This is a genomic window from Candidatus Poriferisocius sp., from assembly GCF_965208475.1.
GTDB lineage: Bacteria > Actinomycetota > Acidimicrobiia > Acidimicrobiales > Bin134 > Poriferisocius.
Genome location: NZ_OZ242338.1, coordinates 2,647,371 through 2,671,898 on the forward strand (window position 1 = coordinate 2,647,371; position 24,528 = coordinate 2,671,898).

The 24,528-nt window shown below is 63.4% G+C and carries 23 protein-coding genes; 7 read left to right on the forward strand and 16 right to left on the reverse strand.

The window, feature by feature from the left end:
- From ACOGXA_RS12320 to ACOGXA_RS12355, 8 genes are all read right to left on the reverse strand, one after another.
- Complete coding sequence (locus ACOGXA_RS12320) at positions 1-1,167, reverse strand: acyl-CoA dehydrogenase family protein (RefSeq protein ID WP_419924166.1); 1,167 nt, start codon at positions 1,165-1,167, stop codon at positions 1-3.
- A complete protein-coding gene (locus ACOGXA_RS12325) occupies positions 1,168-1,860 on the reverse strand; it encodes a GntR family transcriptional regulator (RefSeq protein ID WP_419924167.1) in 693 nt (230 codons plus the stop codon). It lies immediately after the preceding gene.
- Entirely contained in the window at positions 1,857-3,749 is a 1,893-nt protein-coding gene (locus ACOGXA_RS12330) for an ATP-binding cassette domain-containing protein (protein WP_419924168.1), read from the reverse strand. Before ACOGXA_RS12330 ends, ACOGXA_RS12325 begins: the two co-directional genes overlap by 4 nt.
- Complete coding sequence (locus tag ACOGXA_RS12335; protein ID WP_419924169.1) at positions 3,749-4,636, reverse strand: branched-chain amino acid ABC transporter permease; 888 nt, start codon at positions 4,634-4,636, stop codon at positions 3,749-3,751. The genes ACOGXA_RS12330 and ACOGXA_RS12335 overlap by 1 nt, the downstream gene beginning before the upstream one ends.
- A complete protein-coding gene (locus tag ACOGXA_RS12340; RefSeq protein WP_419924170.1) occupies positions 4,633-5,343 on the reverse strand; it encodes an ABC transporter ATP-binding protein in 711 nt (236 codons plus the stop codon). Before ACOGXA_RS12340 ends, ACOGXA_RS12335 begins: the two co-directional genes overlap by 4 nt.
- A gap of 47 nt (positions 5,344-5,390) precedes the next feature.
- A complete protein-coding gene (locus ACOGXA_RS12345) occupies positions 5,391-6,617 on the reverse strand; it encodes an ABC transporter substrate-binding protein (protein WP_419924171.1) in 1,227 nt (408 codons plus the stop codon).
- A gap of 117 nt (positions 6,618-6,734) precedes the next feature.
- Positions 6,735-7,775, reverse strand: a complete 1,041-nt coding sequence (locus ACOGXA_RS12350) for a peptidase M29 (protein ID WP_419924172.1) — start codon at positions 7,773-7,775, stop codon at positions 6,735-6,737.
- 17 nt (positions 7,776-7,792) lie between these two features.
- Positions 7,793-9,004: an acyl-CoA dehydrogenase family protein gene (locus tag ACOGXA_RS12355; protein WP_419924173.1), complete on the reverse strand. Its 1,212-nt coding sequence runs from the start codon at positions 9,002-9,004 to the stop codon at positions 7,793-7,795.
- A gap of 111 nt (positions 9,005-9,115) precedes the next feature.
- Here ACOGXA_RS12355 and ACOGXA_RS12360 point away from each other — a divergent pair, with 111 nt between their 5' ends.
- From ACOGXA_RS12360 to ACOGXA_RS12375, 4 genes are read left to right on the forward strand one after another with little or no spacing between them, the layout of a single operon-like run.
- Entirely contained in the window at positions 9,116-9,931 is an 816-nt protein-coding gene (locus ACOGXA_RS12360; RefSeq protein ID WP_419924174.1) for an acetoacetate decarboxylase family protein, read from the forward strand.
- A complete protein-coding gene (locus tag ACOGXA_RS12365; protein WP_419924175.1) occupies positions 9,931-11,202 on the forward strand; it encodes a cytochrome P450 in 1,272 nt (423 codons plus the stop codon). Before ACOGXA_RS12360 ends, ACOGXA_RS12365 begins: the two co-directional genes overlap by 1 nt.
- Positions 11,202-12,062, forward strand: coding sequence for a catechol 1,2-dioxygenase (locus ACOGXA_RS12370; protein WP_419924176.1), 861 nt, complete (start codon positions 11,202-11,204; stop codon positions 12,060-12,062). Before ACOGXA_RS12365 ends, ACOGXA_RS12370 begins: the two co-directional genes overlap by 1 nt.
- Positions 12,059-12,766: a type 1 glutamine amidotransferase gene (locus ACOGXA_RS12375; protein ID WP_419924177.1), complete on the forward strand. Its 708-nt coding sequence runs from the start codon at positions 12,059-12,061 to the stop codon at positions 12,764-12,766. The genes ACOGXA_RS12370 and ACOGXA_RS12375 overlap by 4 nt, the downstream gene beginning before the upstream one ends.
- Before the next feature lie 9 nt (positions 12,767-12,775).
- On the opposite strand, the gene ACOGXA_RS12380 is transcribed toward ACOGXA_RS12375, so the two are convergent.
- Both ACOGXA_RS12380 and ACOGXA_RS12385 read right to left on the reverse strand, forming a co-directional pair.
- Positions 12,776-14,089, reverse strand: a complete 1,314-nt coding sequence (locus ACOGXA_RS12380; protein WP_419924178.1) for a glutamine synthetase family protein — start codon at positions 14,087-14,089, stop codon at positions 12,776-12,778.
- Between the two features lie 48 nt (positions 14,090-14,137).
- Positions 14,138-14,941, reverse strand: coding sequence for an alpha/beta fold hydrolase (locus tag ACOGXA_RS12385; protein WP_419924179.1), 804 nt, complete (start codon positions 14,939-14,941; stop codon positions 14,138-14,140).
- Between the two features lie 51 nt (positions 14,942-14,992).
- On the opposite strand from ACOGXA_RS12385, the gene ACOGXA_RS12390 reads away from it, so the two are divergent.
- Complete coding sequence (locus tag ACOGXA_RS12390) at positions 14,993-15,700, forward strand: gamma-glutamyl-gamma-aminobutyrate hydrolase family protein (RefSeq protein WP_419924180.1); 708 nt, start codon at positions 14,993-14,995, stop codon at positions 15,698-15,700.
- Positions 15,701-15,830: 130 nt separating this feature from the next.
- Positions 15,831-17,468 (forward strand): Eco57I restriction-modification methylase domain-containing protein, encoded by a 1,638-nt coding sequence (locus ACOGXA_RS12395; protein ID WP_419924181.1) that lies wholly within the window; start codon positions 15,831-15,833, stop codon positions 17,466-17,468.
- A 575-nt stretch (positions 17,469-18,043) separates the two neighbouring features.
- On the opposite strand, the gene ACOGXA_RS12400 is transcribed toward ACOGXA_RS12395, so the two are convergent.
- The 6 genes from ACOGXA_RS12400 to ACOGXA_RS12425 all read right to left on the reverse strand — a co-directional run bounded on the left by ACOGXA_RS12400 (position 18,044) and on the right by ACOGXA_RS12425 (position 23,565).
- A complete protein-coding gene (locus ACOGXA_RS12400; RefSeq protein WP_419924182.1) occupies positions 18,044-18,298 on the reverse strand; it encodes a hypothetical protein in 255 nt (84 codons plus the stop codon).
- Positions 18,295-18,456 carry a hypothetical protein gene (locus ACOGXA_RS12405; protein WP_419924183.1) on the reverse strand — a complete coding sequence of 54 codons (162 nt, stop codon included), beginning with the start codon at positions 18,454-18,456 and terminating at the stop codon, positions 18,295-18,297. Before ACOGXA_RS12405 ends, ACOGXA_RS12400 begins: the two co-directional genes overlap by 4 nt.
- Before the next feature lie 216 nt (positions 18,457-18,672).
- The gene (locus tag ACOGXA_RS12410; RefSeq protein ID WP_419924184.1) at positions 18,673-20,256 is read right to left on the reverse strand and encodes a sugar ABC transporter ATP-binding protein; all 1,584 of its coding nucleotides are present in this window, start codon (positions 20,254-20,256) and stop codon (positions 18,673-18,675) included.
- On the reverse strand, positions 20,243-21,358 hold the full coding sequence (locus tag ACOGXA_RS12415) for an ABC transporter permease (protein ID WP_419924185.1): 1,116 nt from the start codon (positions 21,356-21,358) through the stop codon (positions 20,243-20,245). The genes ACOGXA_RS12410 and ACOGXA_RS12415 overlap by 14 nt, the downstream gene beginning before the upstream one ends.
- A gap of 90 nt (positions 21,359-21,448) precedes the next feature.
- Entirely contained in the window at positions 21,449-22,360 is a 912-nt protein-coding gene (locus ACOGXA_RS12420; protein ID WP_419924186.1) for a polysaccharide deacetylase family protein, read from the reverse strand.
- 35 nt (positions 22,361-22,395) lie between these two features.
- Positions 22,396-23,565, reverse strand: coding sequence for a sugar ABC transporter substrate-binding protein (locus ACOGXA_RS12425; protein ID WP_419924187.1), 1,170 nt, complete (start codon positions 23,563-23,565; stop codon positions 22,396-22,398).
- 209 nt (positions 23,566-23,774) lie between these two features.
- Here ACOGXA_RS12425 and ACOGXA_RS12430 point away from each other — a divergent pair, with 209 nt between their 5' ends.
- The gene (locus tag ACOGXA_RS12430; protein WP_419924188.1) at positions 23,775-24,524 is read left to right on the forward strand and encodes a RidA family protein; all 750 of its coding nucleotides are present in this window, start codon (positions 23,775-23,777) and stop codon (positions 24,522-24,524) included.
- The last annotated feature ends 4 nt before the right edge of the window (positions 24,525-24,528 follow it).

Here is a 24,528-nt window from a genome sequence, read left to right on the forward strand (position 1 = left end):
TCAGTAGCTCTTGGGCAGGCCGAGGCACTTCTGGGCCACGAAGGCCAGCACCAGGTTGTTGTTGACCGGGGCCACTTGGTACAGCCGGGTCTCGCGGAACTTGCGCTCGATGTCATACTCCTGAGCGAAGCCGAACCCGCCGTGGGTGTTGAGCGCGGTGTTCCCGGCTTCCCAGGAGGCCTCCGAGGCCAGCAGCTTGGCCATGTTGGCCTCGGCCCCGCACGGCTCCCCGGCGTCGAACATATTGGCCGCCTTCCACCGCATGAGGTCGGCGGCTTGGAGGTTGGTGTACGCCTTGGCCAGCGGAAAGGCCACCCCCTGGTTCATGCCGATGGGCCGCCCGAACACCTCGCGCTCCTTGGCGTAGTCGCTGGCCCTTTCCAGGAAGAATCGACCGTCGCCGATGCACTCGGCGGCGATGAGGATCCGCTCGGCGTTCATGCCGTCGAGGATGTGGCGGAAGCCGTGGCCCTCGGTGCCCACCAGGGCGTCGGACGGCACCAACACGTCGTCGAAGAACACCTCGGTGGTGTTGTGGTTCATCATGGTGGGAATGGGGTTGATGGTCAGCCCCGGCACCAGCTCGCCGTCGTTGCCTCGCAGCTCGATGAGGAACACCGACAGGCCGTTGGTACGACCGTCCACCTCGTCGGCCGGAGTGGTGCGGGCCAGCAGGATCATCAGATCGGAGTACAACGCCCGCGATGTCCAGATCTTCTGGCCGTTTATGCGCCAGTTGAGCCCGTCACGCTCAGCCCGAGTCTGGATGGCGGTGGTTTCCGAGCCGGCGTTCGGCTCGGTGACCCCGAAGGCCTGGAGCCTCTTGCGCCCGTCGGCCACCTGGGGCAAGTACTGCCGTTTCTGCTCCTCCGACCCGTGACGTAGCAGCGTGCCCATCACGTACATCTGGGCGTGGCAGGCGCTGGGATTGCCGCCGCTGGCCGAGATCTCCTCCACGATGACCGACGCCCCGGCCAAACTCAGCCCGCCGCCGCCGTATTGCTCGGGGATGAGCGCGCCCAGCCACCCGTGAGCGGTCAATTCGGCCACAAACTCCTCCGGGTAGCCGCTGGGCTCCAGGTCGCGCCAGTACTCATTGCCGAACTTGTCGCAGAGTCGGCGGACCTCAGTTCGGATCAGCTCGAAGTCGGTGGGGCTGGCAGTCACCTAGTCCTCCCAGAATCCCTGGCGCTCCAGATGGGCCACCGCGGCCACCCCCGATTCGTGGAGGTGGTGCTCCATCCGGCGGCGGGCCTCCTCAGCGTTGCGGTCGACAATGGCCTCGAGAATGGCGGCGTGGTGTTGGACGGCTTGGGCGTCCCAGCCGTCGGTGAACTCGTAGTAGTCGGCCGAAACCGAGCGCTCCAGAAGTCGCAGCAGCCAGCGAGTGCGGCGGGGAGCGGTGCGGTTGATGATGCGGTGGAAGGCCCAGTTGAGCGCCGAGAGGTCGTCGTTGGTGCCGTCGACAAACCGGTCATGGATGGCCCGCAGCTGCTCGATCTCGTCTTCACCCAGAGTGTCGGCCGCAATGGCTGCCGCCCGTCCGGCCACCACCCCGAACAGCTCGTAGTGGTCGACGATGTCCTCTGGGGTCAGATCGGCAACCACTGCGCCGCGCCGCGGTATCAAATCCAGCAGCCCCTCTTGGCCCAAGATGACCAGCGCCTCCCGGACTGGGCTGCGGCTGACGTCGAGCGCGGCAGCCAGTGCCTCTTGATCGATCTTGGTTCCCGGCTTCAGAGCCCCGGTGAGGATTTGCTCCCTCACATAGAACACCACCTCGTCGGCCAGCCCGCCCCGCCGCCGGCTCGGCGGCAGAGTGCCCTGGTAGGGATCGGGGAAGACGGCCAGATCAGTCATGACGCCGACGATCCGAGGTAGGCGGCCTGCACGGCGGGGTCGGCCTGGATCTCTTCGGGGGTGCCGACGGCGATGACTGTGCCGCGGTCCAAGCAGTAGATGCGGTCGCAGATCCCGATGATGAAGTCCAGATCGTGGTCGATCACCACCACGCCGGCGCCCACCAGCGCGGCCATGGTCTGCACCTGTTCGACCATGGCCAGTGATTCGGTGTCGCTCATTCCCGACGTGGGCTCGTCGAGCAGCAGGAACAGCGGACGGGCCGCAGCGGCCCGGGCCAACTCCAGTCGGCGGGAGTTGCCGTAGTCGAGTTCGCTGGCCCGCCGGTTCCGGTGGTCCCACAATCCGGCGGCCGCCACCAAGACGTCGGTCTCCGGGGTGGAGCGGTCGTCATGTTCGGCAATGGCCACCAGCCGGGTGACCTCCACGTTCTCCCGCACGGTTAGCGACCCGAACAGCCGAAGATTCTGGAATGTGCGCACCAACCCGGCCCGAGCGATTTCGTGCGACGGGGTGCCGATGATGTCGGCGCCGTTTAGCCGAACTCGCCCTGAGGTGGCGGGAACGAGCCCGGTGACGACGTTTAGCATCGTGGTCTTGCCTGCGCCGTTGGGGCCGATGATGCCCACCACCTGGCCGCTTCGCACCTCGAAGCCCGCCTGTGAGAGCGCCTGGAACCCGCCGAATACGACGCACACATCGGTCACTTCAAGCCGGTCGTGCAGGTCGGAGTCCATGGTGGTCTCCGGCACCGCAGGGACGCCCTGTGTCCGGGTGAATCGGCGGTAGAGCCACTCGTCGAACTCCCAGTCGCTGAGCAGGCCCTTGGGCCGCCAGATCATGAAGCCGAGCATGGCCACACCGAAGAACACCGTCTGGAGGTTCTCCCGGAAGATCCAGTCCAGCGGCGCGCTGTCCAGACCGAGGCCGAACACTTCGAAGCCGTCCTGGCCCAGTCGGCGGGCCAGCTCCCGGCCCACGGTCATGACGGCCACCCCGAACAGCGCGCCGGTGACGCTGTTTCGACCCCCGACAATCAGCATGGCCAAGGTCAGAAGGGTGTAGTCGATGAAGAAGTTCTCGGGAAGGATCGAACCGGTCTCATAGACCCGGAGACTCGCGCCGGTCGACACCACGGCCACCGAGATCAACAGGGCAATCATCTGCTGGGCCATGGGGTTCACCCCCATGGCCCGGGCCGCGAGGTCGTCTTCCCGGCCGGCCTTGGCCAACCGCCCTCGTCGGCTCTGGGCGAACAGGCGGGAGAGCACAAGCGCTCCGGCCAGTGCCAAATAGATGGGCATTCGGGTGTCGAGGGCGCCGCCGATGCGGAACGACAGCCCGGCGCGCTCTCCACCGGTCAGCTCCGGCCAATGACGGGCCACTTCGTGAGTCACAAACAGCAGGGCGAGCGTGATCACAGTGGCGGCCACCGCCCCCGACTCTGCCCCGGAGCGAGCCAGGCCGATTCCCACGAAGATGGCCACCACCACCGTGACGGCGATGGCGACGCCCACTGCGCCCCAGGAACCCATGTCCACATCGGTCAGCCCCAGTGGCGCGTCGGGAATGCGTTTGACCTTTTCGGCGGGCGCGATGGCAAAGACGGCGAATGTGTAGCCGGCGATGGCCCCGAACCCGATATGGCCAAACGACAGCACCCCGGTGTTGCCGACATAGATCTGAATGCCGAGGACGATGATGGCGTCAATCATGGCCACGGTTACTAGGCGCTCTGCTGCTCCACTGAAGAAGCTCTGGTAGAGCAGCCCGACGGCAACAAACGCGCCGAACAGCAGCCCCACCCCGACAGTGGGAAAGGCCACGTCGCGGCGCAGGTTGGGGAACATCCCCGCGTGGGCGGCGTTGATGCCTCGCTGTACGGCCATCACACCCGCTCCGCGTGGGCTACCCGGATGAGGCCCTGCGGCCGGAAGATGAACAACAGGGCAATCAGCAAGAACACGAATCCCTCAGTCAGGCTGGCCACCGAATCGGGCAGCCGCGACCGCAAGAGAACCTCAGCCAGGCCGAGTACGAAGCCACCCAGCACCGCGCCCCGAAGGCTTCCCAAGCCTCCGATCAACGCGGCCAGTACCCCTTTGAGCATGGGAGTTATCCCGACACTGGGAGTGGTGTGCCCGGATCGCATGAGCCAAAACACGCCGGCAATGCCAGCCAGCAGGCCGGACAGGGCAAATGCGCCCCGGATCACCGTGTCGGAGCGCACCCCCATGAGCCGGGTGGTATCGAAGTCGGCGGCTGCCGCCCGCAGGGCCAGGCCGAACATGGTGCGCTGGATGATCCAGGATGTGCCCAGCAGGGTTGCCAGTGTCACTCCGATCACCACTGCGTCGTACACCTCAATGTTCAGCGAACCGACTGGGAAGGTGTTAGCGACCCATCCTGGTTCAGAAAACGTCTTGACCGAGGCGGATACGTAGAGCAAGAAGATCGCCGACACGACGAAATGGACGCCGAAGGACGTCAACAGCAGTGTGAAATCGGAACTGCCTCGGACCCGGCTGAACGCCACCCGCTCGATGACCAGAGACGTGGCGATGGCGGTGCCGATGATTACCGGGGTGACCAAGTACCACGACCAGCCCTCATTGATCGTCCAGAACGCCACGTAACCCGAGACTGTGATCAGCTCACCATGGGCGAAGTTGAGCAGGTGCATGACTCCGAAGATCACGGCCACGCCCAGCGCCAACAGCGCATAGATGCTGCCCCGACCCAGGCCGTCGATGAGGTTCTGAAGCAGCTCGGTCATTGCCCGCTGCCTCCGACAAAGGTGTCGAATAGATCGGGGCTCTCTCGCAGCTCCGCTCCGGTGCCCTCGGCCACCACCTCGCCTGATCGCAGCACGTAAGCGCGGTCAGCTACCTCCAACATGCGGGTCGCGTTTTGCTCCACCACCAGCAGGGTCCGTCCTTGGCTTCGTAATGTTTCGATTAGCTCGAACACCACGTCGACCAGGACCGGGGCCAGTCCCAGCGAGGGCTCGTCCATCATCAAGAGTCGGGGCTTGGACATGAGAGCTCGGGCGATGGCCAGCTGCTGGGATTCTCCACCTGAGAGGTAGCCCGCGGCCACCGTTCGCTTCTCTCGCAACACCGGGAACCGCTCCGCCATCTCATTGAGCAACTCGCCCCGCTCGTCGCGGGACTGCGTGATGCCGCCTATCTTCAGATTCTCCTCCACGGTGAGATCGCCGAAGATCCTTCGATGCTCGGGCACCAGCGCCACGCCCAATCGCAGGAGCTTCTCCGGGGAGTTGCCGGTGATGTCGGTCCCTTGGAAGGTGACCGAGCCGGCCGCGGGGGAGAGCAGGCCGGCGATCGATCCCAGCAGGGTGGTCTTGCCGGCCCCGTTGGGTCCGATGAGGCCCACCACCTCACCAGACCCAACGTGCAGATCGGCATCTCGAAGCGCTGAGATCGCACCGTATCTGGTTGTCAATCTCGATACTTCGAGCATGGCGCTAATCGTATGTGAGCAACAGGCCTGATATTTCCGGCCTGGGTTTAGCCGATGGTGTCGACCAAGGTGTCCACGCCGTCGACGATCCGATTGATCGGCACAGCCTTGGGTGGGATTCCGTTGGTGCCGGCGAGGGTGATCTCACCGGTCAGGCCCTGGAAGCCTTCGATCTGGGCCACCGCGGCTCCGATGTCGGCTGGCTCGGTGCAGCCACAGTCCAAAATGCCCTGGATGCCCAGGAACATCGAGTCCACGTATAGGGCCATGAAGCCCCGGCTTTCCAACGCCTCGCCCTTGGCGGCTTCGTAGTCGGCCAACATGGTGTCGATACGATCACCAGGGGAGATGCTGGTGTGCGGGGTATGGGCGATGCCCTCGTTGTTGTCCTCGAACTGGATGCCGGTGGCGTCCAGCGCGTCGGTGCCGATGTAGGTCAACCCGTCGAGGCCTTGGCCTTCGAGTTGGCCCCGCAGCGCAGTGACCTGGAAGCCCAAGGCGGCGGAGAACACCACCTCGTTGTTTTGAGAGATGCCGGCAATCTCGTTGACCTGGGCCGAGAAGTCGGTGTCAGCGGCCCAGACGTAGGTCTGCACGCTCACCACTTCGCCCCCTAGATCTTCGAACTTGGCGATGAAAGCATCGGGGTTGATGCCGGTGTAGGGGATGCCCTCGCCCTCGGTGAACACGATGGCCCGGGTGATGCCCTGGTTCCAGGCCCATTGGGCCGCAGCGCCGGACATGCCGTAGTCGTCGAAGGTCACCAAGAACGAGTTGTTCGAGGCGTCGGCCAGCGTCGGCTCGGTCGAAGCGGCCACGAATAGCGGCACTTGGCCCTCGGTGGTCTGGAGGATCGGTAGCGCGAAATCGGCGAACGGCGGGCCAATTAGGAAGTGGGCGCCCCAATCCAGGAGCTCTTGGGTGGCTAAAACGGCGTCGTTGCCCACCTCTGCGACCCGAACCTCAACGGGGGAGCCGTAGATGCCACCGGTGCAATTGACCTTCTCGGCGATGAACGGCACCAGCTTGGAACCAGGAATGTCCACAAACCCCACCACATCGCTGAAGTCCATGGCCATGCCAACCCGGATCGGGTCGCCCGTCGGTTCGTCGGCGCAGTTGTCCAGATCGGCTGTCAGGATGGAGTTGATGTCCACTTCGGCCCCCTCGGGTGCCGAAGTGGCTCCGCCATCATCGTCGTCGTTGCCACAGGCCGCCACCACCAGGGCAAGAGCCGCCAAGAGCGCCAACAAGAAATTGAGCTTGAGCTTCATGAGCTCCCCCTCCTCAGTCAGGTTTGGAAAACCCTACGGCAAAGGTCGTTTGGGAGCAAACGACCTTTGCATACAAAATTCAAAATACAGATAACAGCAATTGCTGTCAACCAACACTCAAGAAGGAAGCAGCTCGGCTACCAGATCGCCGCCCACCACCACTAGGCGTCCATCCAGGGACACCGTGCAACCCCGCATGGGCAGGTCGAAGTGTCCACGGCAAAACCGCCCCGCCACCTCATTGGCCCCCGTCGAGTACAAGAAGTTGCCGGCGAAAGCCCGGAGTTCGGTGCCGTTGTGGTCGGCCTTGTCCCACAGGGCCATGGCCTCCCACCGGGCCGAGGTGTTCATCCCCCAGCCCACATGGCTCACTGCGTAGGCCTCGGGCTCCTCGAATGCGCCCAGATAGGACCGGAACAGCTCGGCATCCACCCCGACGCCTTCGATGTCGGTGATGTAGTCGTCTGCCACGGTCAGCGCCACTGGTTCGCGGATGTACTCCTTGAAGGTGAGGTTCACGTCGCCGGGGGCCAGCACCACCGTTCCGTTCACCGTGGCCGCGGCGGGGAACGCCAACACCAGACCGCCGGGCCAGTGGGCGATGGTTCCCGGCTCGGTACACCAGCCGTGGGAGCCAGCCCGCACGGCGCCGAAGAGGTCGACGGTCAGGTCGGTGCCCGCATCCGATTCAACCCTCATCATCTTGGCCTGCTCCAGCAGGCCGACCCCGGTCGCCACTCGATCAGCCAGGGAGGGATCGTGGGGCCATCTTTCGGTGTTCTCGGGATGCTCGTTGGACACCATGAGCACTCGGGCCCCGCTGGCCAGGATCTGGCCGAGTTCGGGGGCGTGGAGCAGTCCTTCCACCGTGCAATCCACGATGAAATCGGCATTGGTCAGCGCACCCAGCGCGGCCTGATTGGCCGCCAGCGCCACCGACGCCCCAGTGGAGCGGATCGGGACCGGCCCGGGATTGGGCGGGGTGGTTACCACTACATCGACGGGGGCAACCCCGCATTGAGACAGAGCCAGGCGGGCGGTCTGTACTATCTCAGGGCGGCTCCGGGTTTCCGACAGCACAACTGCGGTCTCGGTCGAAACCAGCTTGCAGGCCTCGAACTGCTCGGCATATCGCTTGACCCAGGAACTCTCAATCACACAAACGCCCCCATTGCTCACACCGGAGTCTCTTCTGCGCCGTCAAAAAGCCCCGCCTGGCCAAGGCGGTCAAGGCACACGTCCACGCTCCAGGGATGCATGGCCGCGCCGCACCGTGCGTCACGGTAATACTGTTCCAGAGGCGACGGCCGCAGCAGCGCCCGTCCGCCGCATACTCGCAGCGCCAGCGAAGCCAGCTCAGGTGCGCCGTCCATGGTGGTGACCATCGAACTCCATGCCCGCCGCACCGCCGCGGGCTCAGGATCGACCCCACACTCTCCCAGCACCCGGTAGCACAGCGCCTGGGCCCGGTCGTAGATGAGGTTCATCTCGGCCCAGCCCTGCTGCTTGATGGGGTGGGACCGCCGGGCCGACGGCCCGCCGTCGCCGATGAGGTACTCCGAGGTGGCGTCCATGACGGCCCCCATCAGCCCCAGATAGGCGAACGACAGGGTCATGAAGAAATACGGCCACCGGGCAGCGGCTTGATCGAACATCCCCGGCGGGATCCACTCGCACTCTTCGGGGATGAACACGTCATCCAGCACCAAGTTGCGGGAGTCGGTGGCCCGCATGCCCAGCGAATTCCAGTCGCCCTCGATGCGGAGGCCCTCAGAGTCGGCGGCCACGCCCAACAGGCGCACTCGGGGATCGCCTTCTACCGTACACACGATGTTGTGGATGTCGGCCGCCCCGCTGAGCGAGGCGAAGATCTTCCGTCCGCTCACCCGGAAACCGCCGTCCACCGGAGTCGCGGTGGTGGCGTAGCCCTCGGTGGCCCCGGCCGCGATCCCCTCGGAGAACGGCTGGCTGTGTATGTGGCCTTGCTCGACGACGCCCTGCCACAGCACTTTCCGACGCTGCTGAAGCACCGACTGCTCCTCGGCGCTGAGCTCCATGTCGTCGGCAATCTGGCCAACCATCAGTGTGGTGGCCGTGTGCATGTTGAATGTCAAAGCGGTTGCCGCGCAGTGCCTCCCGAGCTCCTCTGACGCTAGGGCGTAGCCCACGAAGTCGGTGCCGAGGCCGCCGGCCGTCCTAGGGATACAGATGCCCAGCAAGCCAGCCTCGGCGAGGTCGTGCCAGTTCTCATAGGGGAACGCCGCGTCCCTGTCGTACCTGGCCGCCCGAGCAGCCAGCGCAGGACCGAGCTCCCTTACCCGCTCCACGACGGCTGTCCGCTCAGGAGTCAGCAACCCATCACGCGCCGCGAGGTCGGCAGGATTCACCGGGCTACCTTGTGTTCGCAGGGCACAACCACGGCCTCGACTCTATTGTCGACCACTCTGATTCCGACAGTCCGGTTGAATCGTTTGGTACCAAACAAATATACTGCCGAAGTGGCCGACCTAAAGGGGTTCATGTATCCCCGCTCACCCACCGGTGCCGCCGGCATCCTGCCCGGTCCACCATGGCACTACTCGGGCGACATGCTTACGGTGGAGTTTCGCACCGATCCGGCCAACGTGGCCGAGCTTCTCCCCGAGCCGCTTACCCTGGTCGACGACGACCCCGGTGCCGTCGCCCTCATCTGGGCCGACTGGCAGAGTTGCAGCGACAGCTTCGAAGAGATCCTCGACCCGGCCCGAGCCCAGTACAAAGATGTGTTCTTGGTGGTGCGCTGCGCCTACATGGGCCAGATCTTCAGCCGGGCGGCCTACATCTGGGTGGACAAAGACTTCGCCATGGCCCGGGGCCACATCCAGGGCTATCCCAAGAAGATGAGCGAGATATGGATGACCCGGCCGGTGGCCTACGGCAAGGCCGGCCCCCGGCTGGAGCCGGGCGGGCGATTCGGCGCCAGCCTCAGCACGTGGGGGCGGCGGATCGCCGAGGCCCGGTTCACCATCCAAGGCACCGCTGATTCACCCGGATTCGTCAACGGCCACCCCATGCTGCACAGCCGCCAGATGCCGGCCATCGAGATGGACGGGCGCGACTCGCTGGACGAGCTGGTGACCATGCGGGGCTACGACGCCGACTTGGGACCGGTGTTCAACGGCGATGCGGAGCTAGTGCTTCCCGAGAACCCCACCGAGGAGCTCGCCCGCCTAGAGCCATTCGAGATCATCGGCGGCTACTACCGGCAGGTGGGCAACTCCATGGCCGGGGGCACCACGCTGTGGGCCGCCCCCAATCCGATGGAATCCGAGTAATGGCCAAGTTGGCCTTCGTCGATGACTACCTGGCCGATCTCGGCCCAGACGACGCCGACATAACCGATCACGACACCTATGTGGCTGGAGTGCCCCATGCCACCTTCACCCGGCTTCGGGTCGAGGACCCGGTTCATTGGACCGAGGAGGCCGACGGAGCCGGGTTCTGGTCGATCCTGCGCTACGACGACGGCTTGGCGGTGAGCCGCGACGTTGAGACGTTCACGTCGTCGCTGGGTATTCGCCTGGAGGAGATGGACGCCGAGCAGACCGAGGCCCGACGGACCATGATGGAGACGGATCCGCCAGAGCACACCCGTCTGCGGCGCCTGGTGAACAAGGGCTTCACCCGCCGGATGGTGGAGACCTTCGAGTCCTCCATCCGGGAACTGGTTGGCGACGTGCTCGACAAAGCGCTGGCCAACGACGAGTTCGACTTCGTTCACGACATTGCCGAGGAGCTGCCCATGCGGATGCTGGGCCGCCTGCTGGGCACCGACGACGAGGACGGCCACAAGCTGGTGGCGTGGGGCGACGCGCTGCTCGGCAACACCGACCCCGATTTCACCGACTACCCGGTAGACCTCACCGACACCGAGCAGTTTCGGATGGTGCCGTTCCGCAGTCCCGCCGCTATCGAGATCTTCCAGTACGCCCGGGAGCAAGCCGCCGACCGGCGGGGCTGCCCCCGAGATGACATCATCACCAAGCTGCTGGCTCCCACCATCGACGGCGACCCGCTCTCCGACCTTGAGTTCAACAACTTCTTCACCCTGTTGGTGGCCGCCGGCAACGACACCACCCACTACACCATGACCCACGGCATGTGGACCCTGCTGAACCATCCCCGCCTGTGGGAGTCGTGGAAGGCCGACCGCGGCCTGACCGACACCGCGGTGGAGGAGATCCTCCGCACCGGCTCGGTCACCATGCACTTCCGTCGCACGGCTACCCGCGACGTCGAGATGCGGGGGTCGCAGATACGGGCTGGTGACAAAGTGGTGATCTGGTTTGTGGCCGCCAACCACGACCCCGAGGGGTTCGAACGGCCATTCCGCTTAGACCTGGGTCGCGAGCCCAACGACCACATGGCGTTCGGTCGCAACGGGCCGCATCTGTGCCTGGGGGCCTGGCTGGCCCGCATGGAGGTGAGGCTGGTGTTCGAAGAGCTGATGAAGCGGGTGAACCGCTTGGAGCCCGCCGGCCCCATCGACCGGCTGCGCTCCAACTTCATCTCGGGGATCAAACGGCTGCCCGTCAGGGTGGTTTGATGGGGGCCATCGTCGGTGCCGGGCTGATCTCCCACGTTCCCCCGCTGGTAATGCCCGAGGCGGTCCGCCGGGAGCTCAACAACGGCGAGGACACCACGTTGTTTGGCGGGCTCCATGAGCTGGGCGACCAGCGGCTGCGGCCGTTGGCGGCCGACACCGTGGTGGTGGTGGACACCCACTGGTTCACCACTGTCGAGCACATCGTGACCTCCCACGATCGTCGAGGCGGGCTGTTCACCTCCGAAGAACTGCCCCGAGGCATGTGCCAAATGCCCTATGACATGCCTGGCGACCGGGAGTTGGCCGAGGCGTGGGCTGCTCAGGCCGCCGGCCGGGACGACACCTGGATCACCGCTATCGACGATCCCCACCTGCCGGTGCACTATCCCACCATCAACCTGCTTCCGTTCTTCCAGGGCGACGAGGCCTGGGTTTCGGCCAGCATCTGCCAGACCGCCGAGCCCCACGACTTCCTGTTGTTCGGCGAGCTGTTGGCCCAGGCGGTGGAGGGCTTGGACCGCCGGGTGGTGGTGTTGGCCAGCGGCGGGCTGAGCCACCGCTTCTGGCCGCTGCGGCAGTTCCGCGACCACGAGGGGGCCGATCCCGCGCTCCATCTGCGCACCCCTGAAGCGAGAGCCGCCGACGAGCACGTCATCGCCTGCCTCAAGCGGGGCGACCATGCCGGCGTGCTCGACTTCTTGCCCGAGTTCTCCACCCACGCGCCCGAGGGGTTCTTCGGCCACTACCTGACAATGGTCGGCGCTCTGGGCGGAGCGGCCTGCACCGCTCCCGGCAAGCAGTTCGGCCAATACGAGTCGGTCGCCGGAACCGGCCAAGTCCATCTATGGTTCAGCCCGTGAAGCGCGCCCTGGCCATCGCCCACGAGTCGGACGGCCTCCCCGGACAGATAGCCACCCGCCTGCGCCGGCGGGATTACGAGGTCCACATCCATGTGGTGACCGACGACTACGACCACCCCAACGACGCCGTACCGTTCCCATCGATTGACGACTATGACCTGCTGTTGCCGATGGGGTCGGTTCGCTCGCTCACCGACAAAGACGAGATCGACTCCTGGATCTACGAGGAGCTAGACATGATCAAGCAAGCCCACGAGGAGGGCAGGCCAGTGTTGGGGATCTGCTTCGGCGGCCAGTTGATCTCCGAGGCGCTGGGGGGAGTGGTCGAGGTGTCCCCGGTGACCGAGATCGGCTGGTTCGAGCTTGAGAACGGTGAGGATGGCCCCAACCCGGCCGGACCGGGACCGTGGATGCAGTGGCACCACGACCGGTTCACCCCGCCACCGGGGTTCGAGGTTCTGGCCCGCAACGACAGCTCAGTGCAGCTGATCAGGAGCGGACGCACAGTGGGAACCCAGTTCCACCCCGAAGTCGACGTGGCCCACGTCGAGTCGTTTCTCAGGTTGGCCCCAAGGGAATACTTGGACGAGTGCGGGGTGGACCTCCAACAGCTCATGGAGGAGACCCGCCAGCACGAGATGGCCAACATCAAGCAGTGCCACGCCTTTGTCGACTGGTACCTCGACGAGGTGCTCGCCGACTGAACCACTCGCTCAGTGGTACATCAGGTATTCGTCGAGCTCCCACTGGGTCACCTCGCCCCCGGGCACGTCCTCACCCACCGCGGCGATGTAGCGCTCCCACTCGGCCTGCTTGTTGGCGATGAAGTTCTGGCACAGGTCGTCGCCCACCGCGGCCATCAACCCGGCATCGGCCTGAAGATGCTCCAGCGCGGCGGCCAGGTTGGGCGCCGCACCCACATCGGTGTTGACCTCTTCGAACCCGTCGGTGGTGAGCGGGTCGGGGCAGTCCAGGTCATCGACTACGCCGAGCCGGGCGGCTTGGAGGATGGTGGCCACCCCAAGGTGGATGTTGACCGCTCCGTCGCTCACCCGGTTCTCGATTCGGGTGGCGGCCCCCCTCGCCTCGGGCATCCGATTGGCCGCGCAGCGGTGATCGTGGCCCCAGTTGGCCCAATACCCGTTGAGTTCTGCTGGCTGAAGCCGCCGGTAGGCGTTCACTGTGGGGGCACATAGCGCGATGAGAGCCTGGTGGTGAGCCACCAGCCCGGCCAGGCACCCCTTGGCCAGGGCAGACAGGCCGTCGTCGGCCGAGGTGTCGTTGAAGGCGTTGTGGCCCTCGGCGTCGACCAGCGAGAAGTTCACATGGACTCCGCTGCCGGCTACACCGACGAACGGCTTGCCCAAGAACGTCAGGTCCAGCCCATAAGACAAAGCCACCTCCCGGGCCAGCACCCGGAATAGGAACGCCTCGTCGGCCGCCTTGAGGGCGTCGTCGTACTCCAGCGTGAGCTCGAACTGCGATTCGTCGTACTCGGCGTTGATGCTCTCCAGCGGGAATCCGCACCTCCAGGCGGTGCGGGTGATGTCGTCGATCAGCCCGTTCGGGTCGGCTGAGCGGCCGGTGCCGTAGACGAACGACCGGGGAGTGTCCCATCGCTCCCAGCCGCCCTCGCCGTCGGGCTGGAGCACGTAGGCCTCAAACTCGATGCCCACTTTCGAGGCATAGCCCATATCAGCCCACGCCGCGATGGCCCGCTGGAGGGCGTAGCGGGCTGAGACGGTGTAGGGCTGGCCCTTGAAGTCCAGATGGCCCACCACCACACCGGTGGTGTCGTCCTCCCAGCTTGGGCGGACCTCAGCGGGGTCGAAGCTGGCCACGACGTCGGGAAGCCCTTCCAACAGGTAGGCGCCGGGGGCGGGGATCAGGCTGCGGTCGTAACCGAGGGCGAAGGTGGTGATGCAGTGCCCGGTGCCGTGTTCGGCCAGGTGGACAGGCAGATACTTGCCCCGGGCCAGGCCGAGATGGTCAGGCCACAGCACGCGAATCCGGTCGTAGTCGCTCATGGAGTGATTCCCCTCATGACTAAGAAGCAGCCAGTACCCAAAAGCCCATCATGGCTGGGTTGCCGATAGCGAACCCAAGAACTCGCGGACGAGTTCGCAGAATGCCTCAGGGGCTTCCGCCGGGCTGATGTGGCCCACAGAGGGGATGATCTCGATGCGACTGTCCCTGATGGCAGCGTGGAGTTCCTCGCTGTAAGCCGGTGGGGTCTCCTCGTCAAACTCGCCCACGACCACCAGGGTGGGCGCGGTGATCTCGCCGAGGCGGTGGCGCACATCGTGGGTTGGCAATAGCTGGCAGGCGGCCCGGAATCCCGCCTCGGGGACACGCACAAAGGCCGCAATGGTGCGGTCGCGCTCGACACCGCCAAACCCTGAGGCGGTGATGCTGTCGATAACCGGGGCCGCGATGTCGGCCAGCAAGAGTCCGGCATCGATCATCTCGGTCCGCTCACGGCGCCATTCGTCGGGGTCGGTCCCGTCGCCCCCGAACACCGCGCTGGTGTCGGCCAGCACCAGCGACCGCACTCGATGGGGATGGCGCAGCGCGGTATGAAGCGCATGGTGCCCGCCAAACGACAGACCGCAGAGGTGGGCGGATTCCACCTCCAGCCGGTCTAGAAGTTCGGCCACGGCGTCCGCGATGGCCTCAAATGTCAGCGGGCTGATCGGCGACGAAGCGCCGTATCCCGGCATGTCCCACGCTACGCAGCGCCACTGGTTGCTGAGCGCTTCGATCTGGGGCGCCCACGCGGTCCGCGACCCACCCAGGCCGTGGAGGAACAGCAGCACGTCGTCTTCGCCGGCCTCACGCCAGGCGATGGCATCGTCCACATCTCGAATCAGGGGAGCCACCACAATCCAAACTAACGTTCACGGCGAGAGCGTTTGGAAGCGAACGATTTGGTGACCACAAGACTCCCATTGATAGGACTGCCCGGTCGGCGCAAGCAGGCCTGCGAGATCAGCGGCTTTCCCGACATGATGGCCAACAGCGATGTCGATCTTTACCTAGCCGACTACGCCCGCGGTGTCATAGAAGCCGGCGGCATCCCGGTACACGTCCCCATAGATGTCGACCCCGCCGTGGTCGGCGAGCGGCTCGACGGGATTGTCCTCCCCGGGGGAACCGACATAGACCCGATCCGCTATGGGGCCGATCCCGACCCCGAACTTCTGCCCATCGAGTCCGAGCGAGACGATCTTGAGCTCGGATTGCTCTCGGCCGCCCTCGAGGCCGAAGTCCCGGTGCTCGGCATCTGCCGGGGCATCCAAGTGCTCAACGTCTTCCAGGGGGGCACGTTGCACCAGCATGTTCCCGAGCACGGCCGCTTCGATTTGCCCATTGATTCCACCATCCACCAGGTGAGTTTCACCGAGGGCTCCACCTTGCATGAGCTCTACGGCTCGTCAGCCCAAGTCAACAGCCTCCACCATCAAACGGTGGCGGATCTGGGCCGGGACCTAACCGTCTCCGCCCGAGCCGACGACGGCGCTATCGAGGGCTTGGAGATGGGAGACTCAGTAGTCGCCGTCCAGTGGCACCCCGAGATGATGCCCACCCGTCCCACCGACCCCATCTTCGGATGGCTGGTGGATCGAGCGTCCCGCTAGCTGCGAAAGGGGCTTGGCAACTCGTTCTAGCACAGTCCCCAAGCAGGAATTGTCACCCTGATTGGGATGATGGAGGTCAGGCTGCTCGTATCCGCTGGATTGAGGAGTGCCTATGTCAAACTGCGAACAGATGGCGTTGATGGACTACGAGGACATTGTTGGTGCGGTGGCGCGCCCGAAGTCCGAGCAGGAGCTGGCGGGTGTGGCGTGGGCTGTTGCCAGAGGAGGTGCTCTTGCAGGCCTGACAGTCGCAGAGTTGAGGATTGCGGACGCGGCACACGAGGTATCTGACTGCAAGGTCGCTGATCTGGCTTCATTGATCCGACAGGGCGGCGATCCGTTGGGAAATGCATTCGCGCGGATCAGGTCACCGCGGCAGCGACGCCCTATGGGAGCTGTTTACACGCCCCACCTGATAGTGGATGCAATGGTGACGTGGATTGCAGCCAGCGACCACCCAGTTCGAGTAGTCGATCCCGGTGCTGGGTCAGGGCGCTTCCTCCTAAGGGCTGGGCAGGTTCTTCCAAGTTCAGAGCTAGTAGCGGTTGAATTGGATCCCCTAGCAGCGTTGGTATGCCGGGCCAATCTGACAGCGGCAGGCTTCGACCACCGTGCCCGAGTCATCGTGGATGACTACCGTCAAGCCGATCTTGGCTCATGCGGCGGTGTCACTGCGTTTGTGGGCAACCCTCCCTATGTGCGTCATCATCAGATCGAGCCAAAGTGGAAGGAGTGGCTGACTACAACCGCCTCAGATCGCGGCTTCCAAGCCAGCGCCCTCGCGGGGCTGCACATCCACTTTTTCTTGGCGACGCTATTGTCAGCCCGGACAGGGGATATCGGGGCGTTCATCACATCGGCAGAGTGGATGGACGTCAACTACGGGCGGCTGTTGCGCGGGATGCTCACTGACGGCTTGGGTGGCGAGTCAGTGCAGGTTCTGGCCCCGGAGGCGATGCCCTTCGAGGATGCAGCAACTACTGCTTCGGTGATCTGCTTTCGAGTTGGATCGGAGGCCTCATCAGTCAAGATGCGACGAGTCAAGAACGTAGAAGAACTCGCCGATCTCACCAAGGGACGTCGAGTGGCCAAGAAGCGTCTGCAAGCTGAGAAGCGCTGGTCGACGCTATTGTCCGCGGGACAGCCTAAGCCCGAAGGGTATATCGAGCTTGGCGAACTTTGCCGGGTGCATCGGGGGGCAGTTACCGGGGCAAATGCAATCTGGATTACTAGAGCTAACAATTCCGCGCTTCCCGTCAAGACACTGTTCCCATCAATCACCAAGGCCCGTGAGCTGTTTGCGGCGGCTGATGGCGTGCTAGCGAGCCTCGACGGACTTCGAGCTGTGATCGACTTACCGGCAGACCTGGAAGTGCTCGAAGAAGAAGACCGAGAGCTCGTGCAACGGTTCCTGCACCTCGCGGAGCGCAACGGAGCCTGCTCATCATATGTTGCCCGTCACCGCAATCCCTGGTGGTCGGTTGGCCTGCGATCTCCGGCCCCCATCCTGGCTACCTACATGGCCCGCCGCCCTCCGGCCTTTGTACGCAATCTTGTTGGGGCAAGGCATGTCAACGTCGCCCATGGGATTTATCCGCGGGAGCCTATGTCCGACGATGTCCTAGACGCTCTAGCTGCGTCGCTGAAGGCAGGTGTCTCGATTGCCCAAGGACGTACGTACGCTGGCGGGCTGACCAAGTTCGAACCTTCGGAAATGGAGCGAATTCCCGTTCCTAACCTCGAGTTGCTGTCCGAGATGGCGCTGTGAGCTTGGTAAACCCTCCACGTTGGACAGCAGCGGAATTCGATGAACAACGAAATGAGGCCAGGCAGATCTTTCGCGATCAGCGACTCAGCGAATCGCAAGGTGCCTATGCACAAGCTTTTGCTGAGTGCCTTGGACTTGTGAGGATGCTTCTGGCAAAGACAGACGATCTGTCAAGGATTGAAGCCGAGATTGACGGTTCCGCATCCTGCACAACTACCGGCTACGAATCCTGCTGGCAGCCGGACGAAAACCACGCGAAACTCAACCCGTCACAAAAATCAGAACCCGACGTCCCAGCTTCGTCGCGTAGAGCCACCAAACAGAATCCCTAGCCCGGCGACGGCGCCATCGAGGGCGTGGAGATGGGCGATCACGTTGTCGCCGTCCAGTGGCATCCCGAGATGATGCCCACCCGCCCCACCGACCCCATCTTCGGATGGCTGGTGGATCGAGCGTCCCGCTAGCTCGGCTTGCGGCTGTGGAGGAAGTACATGGGCGTGAAGATGCCGAGTTTGCCCAGGGCACAGTTGGTAGGCGTTGCTGATGTGTCTGCGACAGCAGCTATTGGCTGCTACTTAGCCTTGATCGGAGTCGACGATGGCGGTCACCGTTTTGCGGCCAAGTCCGGAAGCTTCGGCGATCTGTCGAAGTGAGGCTCCGACGCGGTGGGCGATCCGAATCATGTCGTCTCGGATCAACACCTCTTTGTGGGCTCGCTCGGCGCTGAGACCGACTACAGACAGGGCAGCGCCTACCTCACCATCTAGTCCGCTCCGGTACTTGTCCATCGCAGCATCAGCTGCGGACACGTCTGCTTCTCGGTAGCTCATTGTTGCTCCCGTAATCCGTCGGCCAGCTTGTCTCGAATCGACATCAGCATCGGAACCCTGGGTGACAGATCGCCAGCAGCCTCAGCGTTATTGAGGTGGGCGAGGACCATCCCCATTAACTCCAAGGCTTCAATTCGCTCAAGCTCAAGGTGAATCATTGGTCCAATCATAGCCACTAATGGTCCTAGTCGGACCAGAATCAAAGCCGGTGAAGGGACCTGACATGTCGGGTGGGTAGAGATCGTTCCCCCTATGTCCACCCCGACAAGGAACTCCGACCCTCTGGCTACAGCCATGGGCAGCTTCCAATAGGGCAGGGGCTTTCATCGATTGCAGCGCTGTCCCTGAAAGCGGGCTTCACCCAAGACACACCACTAGGGCAGAGCGGCGTGAAGGATCCGCTCGTAGTCGGCTTCTTCGGTCGGGAACGTCTCGACCAGCCGACCTCGGCTCATAACGTGGATCACGTCGGCCACTGCGAGCAACTCCTCGAACTCTGACGATGCCACAACAACGCCGAATCCGTGTTCCTGCACCAACCGGCGAATGAGAGCAAGGATCTCTGCCTTGGCCGCGACATCGATCCCTTGTGTGGGCTCGTCGAGCAAGAGGACGTCCGGTTTCGAGACGAGGGCTCGTGCTAGTGCAAGTTTCTGCTGATTGCCGCCACTGAGGTTGCCGGCGAGGATCTCTGTGTTGGATGGGCGGATTCCGAACGCCTCTACGTGCTCACGGGCCAATTGCCGCTCTCTTCTGATTCGGCGTATTCCGCCTCGGCTAGCCCTCGAGTGGATGGGCAGTGTGAGATTGGCCCGAACCGACAGTTGCGAGACGATGGCCGACGCGCGGCGGTCAGCCGGAACGAGGACGACCCCAGCACGGTATGCGCCTCTGATCATGCCCGGGTGGAGAGCATGGCCGCGTACGGCAACCAGACCGCGGTCGTAGGCGTCTACACCGGCAATGGCGCGCAGGAGGTGGCCGTGTCCTGATCCTTGAACTCCGGCCATCCCAACGATTTGCCCTGAATGCAGACGAAGCGAGACGTCGGCGAGATTGGGCTCTCGCGTCAGTCCGTCAACTTCAAGCAGAGGCCTTCCATTGGTCGCTTCCACCGAAGAGGAGCGGAAGGTGCCCGAAGGAGGACTGTCGTGATCAGCGAGCCTGCTGGTCTTGGTCATGAGGGCGACGATCTTGTCCTTGTCGAGTTCTGCCCGGGGGAACGTGCCCACTGCACAGCCATCGCGTAGAACGGTGATCCGGTCGGCGATGCCGAGAACCTCGGTCAGCCGGTGGCTGACAAAGATGATCGCCTTCTGCTGGTCGCGCAGTAGCCGTAGCCGGTCCAGCATCGCCGCGGCGTCGTTCTCGGACAGGGCTGCGTTGGGCTCGTCTAAGACGATGACGTCGCCGGGATGCAAAAGCGTCCTAGAGATCTGGGCAAGCCGAAGTTCTGGGACGCTGAGCTGTCCCGTTAGTGCGGACTCGCTGAATGCCGCGCCGCAACGGTTGAGTGCGTCCCTGGTTTGCTCTCTCTCCTTGGATGAGAGCTTTCCCTTCCGGTCGAAAGGCCTCTCGAAGCCCAATAGCATGTTGCGCCCGACGCTGAAATCCGGCACAGCCTGCACTTCCTGGGGGACGTGGCTGATACCCCTTCGCTGGGCGTCTCGAGGGCCGTGGAACACCGCATCTGTGTCGTCGAGCAGGATGCGGCCAGAGTCGGGCCGGATCAGACCGGCCAGAATCTTCACCAAGGTCGACTTGCCCGCACCGTTCTCGCCGAGGAGCGCGTGAACCTCGCCTCGTCGCACATCGAAACTCACATTGTCGAGTGCCTTTACTCCTGGAAATGACTTGCTTATTCCATCCAGTCGTGCCGCTGGAACGTCGCCGGGCAACGCCATCCCGTTGGATGCCGCGTCCAGACCGGCCTCGGTTGCGGAGTCAGGCGGTGTCATCGCTCGCCGTATCTGTCTTTGATGCCGGGCCGGCAAACCTCCGGGATTGGTCATCGAATCCGACGAAGAGACGCTTGAGCGTCGGCAGGAGATCAGAGACTTGGCGGAAACTTCCTCCTCGCAACTGGCTGATCAGCACGGCAACAACGAGGGCGATGCCGATCGCCATCTGCTGCTGGAAGGTGCCGACACCAGTCACAGCAAGCCCCACAGTCAGGCACGTCATCAGAGCTACCCCGAGAAAGACTCCGCTCAATCGGCCTTTGCCCCCCCCGATGACCGCGCCGCCGATCACCACTGCGGCGATTGATCGCAGTTCGAAGCCGGCGCCGAGCCCGGTCTGGCCAACCGATACTCGGGCGGTGAGCATGATCCCGCCCGCCCCGGCGAGCATGCCGGTGATCATGTAGGTAATGGTCTCGTAGCGGGCCACGGGAATCCCGGCCAGCCGACATGTCTCGCGGCTGCCGCCAATGGCGTACACATAGAGTCCGATACGCGTTCTTCCGGTGAACGCAACTGCCAACAGCAAGATGATGATGCCGATACCGATCGTGGATGGCATGAAGCCCCAATCGCGGCCACCGAACCACTTGAGGGTGGGATCGTTCGCGATGACTGAGGCTCCGTTGCTCCGCACGCCGCCGTAGCCGGTCAAAAAGGTCAGCATCGCCATGGTCACGACGAACGGACTCACACGCAGCTTGGCGATCAGGACCCCGTTGACGAGCCCAATAGCGGCACCGGTGAGAAGCCCGATGACTATGGCCGCCGCCACCCCGTGGTCTGCCATTGCTTGGGCAGTGACGATGCTGGTGAAGCCCATGTTGGCCCCAACGGACAGGTCAAATCCGCCGACGGTTATGGCGAACATCTGGCCGATTGCCACCACGAGCAGCACGCCTGCCTGGCGCGAGATGTTCTGAACGTTGGCTGTAGTTGGGTAGATCGATGGCTCGAGGAGCGAGAAAACGGCGATCATCACGGCGAGTCCAGCCAGAAGCTGGAGTTCGGTTGAATACTTGAAAGCCCAGTCTCGGATGGAGAGCCGGTAACTCCTGGCCGTAAACGAGGTGTGAGCAGCCAACGATTCTTCGGTCACAGAAGCCCCCTCAAGAGCATAGTTCTATTCCACTACCGCTCTTCGGCCTGTTAGGAGGCAGCCTCGCGGCTTCCTCCTAGCTGGTTGGCATCAGCCGTCCAACCCTGCCCAAGACTCGGGCGGGCGTGCTTTCGCCCCTGTCAAATAGGGGTTCTTCTCCACCCATTCGTCGAGAGGGTTCTCACTGCGGAACTTCGCGGCCAGATCGCCGAGTGTGCTGAAGGTTCGTCCGTCGCCCTCCATATAGTCGATCAGCTCCTCGAGCATCTTGATACGCGACCCGCGGCCGATGAACTGTGGGTGGCAGGTGAGAACGTACATCCCACCCGGGCAGTTCTCGACCATGTAGTCGAACTCCCCCTGCCACAGCTCTCGAACCTGTGAAGGCGTATTGGGACCCTGGTTCATACCCCAGACGTATTCAAACGGCGGGAAGTCGTCCAGTCCCCAGCTGGGGGGGAGTTCCACGATGTCGATCGGTGTGCCGAACACAAAGGGTTCGTTCGCAGGGAATTCGTCACCCTCGCGCAAGTAGTAGGGGTAGAAGTCACTCGCCATGAACGTCGACGAATAGTCGAGCTCGAACTCTTTCATGAGATCCATGGTGTTGGGACTGAAGTCCCATGCTGCGGTGCGGCACCCGGTAGGACGAACACCCGCGGCGTAGTCGATAGCTTCGAAGCCCAGCTCGAAATCTCGTCTCTCTTCTTCCAGGGAGAGTTTGGTGGGGTTGCGGTGGCTCCACCCGTGGTGTCCGATCTCGTGGCCCTTGTCCACGATCTCCTTGACGAGGTCCGGGTAGAGGTGGGCCGAGTGGCCCGGGCAGAAGAAAGTGCAGGGAATGTCCCGATCTTCCAGGACTTTGAGAACACGCTTCAGCCCTGGAACGGCGAATTCCCCCCGAGAGCACATACTGGGTGTCTCAGCTCCAAATGAGCCTAGCCAGAGGCAGATCGCATCGAAATCGAAGGTCAGGCAGATCGTGTGATCTTTGTTAGTCATCTATTTCTCCTTGCTAGGGGGTTGCTACAGGGAACTTAGCTGACCTCAGCCTGCCATCCGGCGGGGATCAGCTCGATCTGGACCCAATCCTCGTTGACGTTGGACGGGCCGACGACGGGGAAGGGCACGCAGTTGATACGAGGCACGTCATCTCCGTTCAGCACCGAAACCGCAGTTCCGAGACCGATGTAGCCCATCCAGTAAGGACTCACGAGGAAGAGGGCATCAGCGCTGCCGTCGTCGATCCAAGGAGCTGAGAAATTGGTGAAATCGGACGCGATGTAGGGGACGTCCTGGTATTCCTCAGGAATGGAGGGAGGCAGCAGCAATGCGAAGTGGGCCGCGTAGATCCAGTCGATCTCCGGGTTTCCGGTAACCACGTTCAAGAAGTCGGCGAGACCTTCCTCGGGATCGACCAACTGGTTGGGCGCAGCGATGATCTCGAGATTTGGATGGGCTTCTTCTACCCGGTCTCTGAAGCCTTCGGCCCGCTTGCGTGACCAGGTGGCATTGGCGGGTCCCGCCATCACGACACCCTTCCCCCCTTCGGGAACCAGTTCGGCGATGGCATCGGCGCCTGCTTTGCCGAACAGGTAGTCGTCCTGCATGATCATGAAGACCCTGCCGTCGGGAACCTCTGTCGAGACGTTCACGATGGGCACGCCCGCGTCGGTTGCCGCATCCACAATCGCAACCGAGCCAGCCGTGTCCACGGGAGCCAGAATGATGGCATCGGGGTTGCGCTGGAGAATGTTCTCCGCGTCAGCGAGCTGGTCGGCAGGACCCGTATAGCCCACGCCCGCCGTATGCCGGACCGTGACGGTCCCGCCACCGGCTGCCGAGACGTCTGCTGCCGCTTGCTCCGCGCCGTAGGCCATGGCCTGGTAGTACTCAGCGGCCAGGCTCACTTGCATGAAGTCGATCTCGTAGGAAGCGTCTGCGGCAGGTGGGGCATACGCCAGCAGATCGTCGGTCGTGGAGTTCACATCGCAATCCAGTGGAGTCCTGAAGTACTCATCGTTGATCTCTACCGGCTCGGGGGCGCTCTCAGGAGTGGGTGCAGGGGTAGAGGCGGCAGTCGGCGCAGGGGTAGAGGCGGCAGTCGGCTCGGGGGCCGAAGTCTCTCCTGGGTCGTCGTCATTCCCGCACGCTGATGCAACCAGTACTAGTGCCGCAATAATGCCCAAGACCGCCCACAACTTCATCCGTCTCATATCGATTCCTACTTTCCGGTCAGAGCGCACCGCTCCTGATGAGCGGTTCAACTGAGATCGAATATTATAGCATAATTCAGGCTAATCAAGCCCGTGGGCCTCGTCAAGACCGACGAGGCCCCCCTGCAATGTGGATATTATAGCATAATATAGGAATATCGATAATCCCGTAGTAGTCCATCCGTGAATGGAGACTCCTGATGCTGTTAGCCAACCGCCGCGGCGGATATCACTTCCTCATGGGAATCGACCCCTACTCCTGTGGCGTCGTTGCCGACCCTGGCTACGAAGTAGTCCACGCGACCATGCGAGCTCCGCTGCCCTGGAGGGAAGGCTTTGAGAAGATCGACTCCCATCTTCGGGAAATCGGTCGACCCCGTCACGCCCTCTGCGGGGTTGAGCTTCGGTCGCCTACGCCCTACAGCATGGAGGGATTCATCGAATTCAACGTGGGCTACTGCGATTTGGTCCAATCATGGGATCTGTATGTGGGCGACCTCAATCCTGTCGCTCGGACAAACGTGGCCCCGGCTGATTCTCCCCCTGCCGCCCCTGTTTTGCACGGCTTCTCCTACACGGCCCCCGAAATGCAGGATGCCCCGATGACGTTCGTCGTCGCGGGTGCCGCGGAGTTGCGCGAGGCCGCCCTGGACGAGGACGACATCATTCGAAGAGGGGAGTCCGGGCCCGACGCCCTGCGGGAGAAGGCCGGCCATGTGATCGGGATCATGGAGTCACGCCTTCATGGTCTAGGTGCCAGTTGGGAGCTGGTCACTGCGATTGACGTGTACACCGTGTTCTTGCTGGAGGGGTTGCTAGAGGACTCAGTTCTGCCGAAGATAGGAGTGGCGGGACGCCACGGGCTTTGCTGGAGCCGGGCGAGGCCACCAGTTCGGGGGCTCGATTTCGAGATGGACATGCGCGGCGTGCGGTCCGAAGTCAAGTTGTAGCCGG

Bases quoted from the DNA above. Each gene is read 5' to 3' on its own strand.
- ACOGXA_RS12325 (WP_419924167.1), bottom strand. From the start codon at position 1,860: ATGACTGATCTGGCCGTCTTCCCCGATCCCTACCAGGGCACTCTGCCG.
- ACOGXA_RS12335 (WP_419924169.1), bottom strand. From the start codon at position 4,636: ATGACCGAGCTGCTTCAGAACCTCATCGACGGCCTGGGTCGGGGCAGC.
- ACOGXA_RS12420 (WP_419924186.1), bottom strand. From the start codon at position 22,360: ATGACTAACAAAGATCACACGATCTGCCTGACCTTCGATTTCGATGCG.
- ACOGXA_RS12340 (WP_419924170.1), bottom strand. From the start codon at position 5,343: ATGCTCGAAGTATCGAGATTGACAACCAGATACGGTGCGATCTCAGCG.
- ACOGXA_RS12330 (WP_419924168.1), bottom strand. From the start codon at position 3,749: ATGGCCGTACAGCGAGGCATCAACGCCGCCCACGCGGGGATGTTCCCC.
- ACOGXA_RS12395 (WP_419924181.1), top strand. From the start codon at position 15,831: ATGGCGTTGATGGACTACGAGGACATTGTTGGTGCGGTGGCGCGCCCG.
- ACOGXA_RS12400 (WP_419924182.1), bottom strand. From the start codon at position 18,298: ATGAGCTACCGAGAAGCAGACGTGTCCGCAGCTGATGCTGCGATGGAC.
- ACOGXA_RS12430 (WP_419924188.1), top strand. From the start codon at position 23,775: ATGCTGTTAGCCAACCGCCGCGGCGGATATCACTTCCTCATGGGAATC.
- ACOGXA_RS12405 (WP_419924183.1), bottom strand. From the start codon at position 18,456: ATGATTCACCTTGAGCTTGAGCGAATTGAAGCCTTGGAGTTAATGGGG.
- ACOGXA_RS12345 (WP_419924171.1), bottom strand. From the start codon at position 6,617: ATGAAGCTCAAGCTCAATTTCTTGTTGGCGCTCTTGGCGGCTCTTGCC.
- ACOGXA_RS12410 (WP_419924184.1), bottom strand. From the start codon at position 20,256: ATGACACCGCCTGACTCCGCAACCGAGGCCGGTCTGGACGCGGCATCC.
- ACOGXA_RS12365 (WP_419924175.1), top strand. From the start codon at position 9,931: ATGGCCAAGTTGGCCTTCGTCGATGACTACCTGGCCGATCTCGGCCCA.
- ACOGXA_RS12370 (WP_419924176.1), top strand. From the start codon at position 11,202: ATGGGGGCCATCGTCGGTGCCGGGCTGATCTCCCACGTTCCCCCGCTG.
- ACOGXA_RS12425 (WP_419924187.1), bottom strand. From the start codon at position 23,565: ATGAAGTTGTGGGCGGTCTTGGGCATTATTGCGGCACTAGTACTGGTT.
- ACOGXA_RS12380 (WP_419924178.1), bottom strand. From the start codon at position 14,089: ATGAGCGACTACGACCGGATTCGCGTGCTGTGGCCTGACCATCTCGGC.